General features: G+C 46.4%; 2 protein-coding genes. Both read left to right on the forward strand.

From position 1 onward, the window contains the following. The first annotated feature begins 147 nt into the window (after positions 1–147). Positions 148–684, forward strand: a complete 537-nt coding sequence (locus tag AC1WIP_RS15065; RefSeq protein WP_481142597.1) for a hypothetical protein — start codon at positions 148–150, stop codon at positions 682–684. A gap of 220 nt (positions 685–904) precedes the next feature. Next, the coding region (gene topA, locus AC1WIP_RS15070; RefSeq protein ID WP_481142598.1) for a type I DNA topoisomerase at positions 905–2,057 on the forward strand (1,153 nt) is incomplete at its 3' end.

The raw sequence follows: 2,057 nt of genomic DNA on the forward strand, positions 1-2,057 counted from the left end.
CAAAAAAAAAAAATTATTATATAATAATTTTGAAAATAAGTTGATAAAAACAATTTGAGAATAAGAAATTATTCTATACAAAACTGCAGAAAAATATTTGATTAGAAGGGAATTTTTTGAATAGAAATTGAAACAGGAGGGGATTTTATGAGAGCCAAAATTGTGGAAAAGGCGGATGCTCCGTCTCAGAAACCGAAAAATGTATATCGTTTCCTATTGCTTGTTGTGGGCGAAGCATTGTTGTTTCTCTTTTTATTCCTGGCTGGATATCTGATGGACAACCATTTGGATGCAGGCTTCTGGTTTTCTGAACCGGTGAGCGCCTCAGCTGTATATGGAACGGCTTTGCTGATGCTGTTGATTTCGGGACTTTTGCCTGATTTTCTTCGTTCCTTTGTATACAGCCTGAAGAACCAGGAGCAGATAACAAAAATGCAGATAGAGAGGTCGCTGCTGTCTGTTAAGCTGGCCATGGCGGCGGCTGTGGCGGCAGAGCTGTTTGTGCTTGTTTTTTCATTTGTCTCCATGACGTCGGGGCTTTTTGCTTTCACCGGAGAACTGGAGGAAGTGCTGCCTGCGAGTCTGGCGGCGCTTGGAGGAATGGCTGTTCACGGCGTTTTGGCGGTTATCATTCTGCTTCCCGTGTATGCAAGGCTTAAGGTACGGCTGCTCTCTATGCAGTGATTTTGTAAATGAAGGATGTAAGACTAATGAGGGCAGAGCTGCGATAAAAAAACAGCTCTGTCCCTTTTATATATAATAATAGAAGAAAGTTTCATTAAAAATCTCTGAAAAAACTTGCAAGCGCCCTGAATTTAGTGTATAGTGGTTCACGATTGTTGAGAGAATCAGATATATATAATAGAAGAAACACAGTTAATACATGGAGTAAGGGGACGGCGACATGGCAAAGTATTTAGTGATCGTGGAATCACCGGCAAAGGTGAAGACAATCAAAAAATTTCTGGGAGCAAACTATGAGGTGGCGGCCAGCAACGGACATGTGAGGGATCTTCCCAAAAGCCAGCTGGGGATTGATGTGGAGCATGATTATGAGCCTAAGTATATCACGATCCGGGGAAAGGGGGACATTCTTGCCAATCTCCGCAAGGAGGTAAAGAAGGCGGAAAAAATTTATCTGGCAACCGACCCCGACAGAGAGGGCGAGGCCATCTCCTGGCATTTGATGGCAGCCCTGAAGCTGGAAGGGAAGAAGGTGTACCGCATTACCTTTAACGAGATCACCAAGAATGCGGTGAAGGAGTCCTTGAAAAATGCAAGAGAGATCAATATGAATCTGGTGGACGCCCAGCAGGCCCGCCGGGTGTTGGACAGAATGGTGGGCTACCGCATTTCCCCGCTGCTTTGGGCTAAGATTAAAAGGGGCTTAAGCGCCGGAAGAGTGCAGTCTGTGGCGCTTCGCTTGATCTGCGACAGAGAGGAAGAGATCAATGCGTTTATTCCGGAGGAATACTGGTCCCTGGATGTAAATTTAAAGGTAAAGGGTGAAAAGAAGCCCATTACAGCAAAATATTTTGGCACCGAAGAAGGCAGACAGTCCATTACCAGCAAGGAACAGGCGGATGCTGTTATGGCATCCCTGGAGGGAGCCCAGTATCGGGTCGCAGAAGTGAAAAAGGGTGAGCGCATGAAGAAGGCCCCTCTGCCCTTTACCACCTCCACACTGCAGCAGGAAGCCAGCAAGGTGTTAAATTTTTCTACCCAGAAAACCATGCGTCTCGCCCAGCAGCTCTACGAGGGCGTGGATATCAAGGGAGAGGGCACTGTGGGTCTGATTACCTATCTGCGTACGGATTCCACCCGTGTGTCTGAGGAAGCGGAGATTCAGGCGGCAGACTTTATAAAATCCCGTTATGGAGAGGAATATCAGTCTGAAAAAAGCGCAGAAAAAAAGACAGGACAGAAGATTCAGGATGCGCACGAAGCCATCCGTCCTACGGATATCAACAGACTTCCTGCGCTTGTAAAGGATGAGCTGCCCAGGGATTTGTTCCGGCTTTATCAGCTGATTTGGAAGCGCTTTACAGCCAGCAGGA

This window comes from Acetatifactor sp. (assembly GCF_982438285.1).

What these genes read in the sequence shown, in the direction of transcription:
- AC1WIP_RS15065 (WP_481142597.1), top strand. Translation starts at nt 148, where the DNA reads ATGAGAGCCAAAATTGTGGAAAAGGCGGATGCTCCGTCTCAGAAACCG.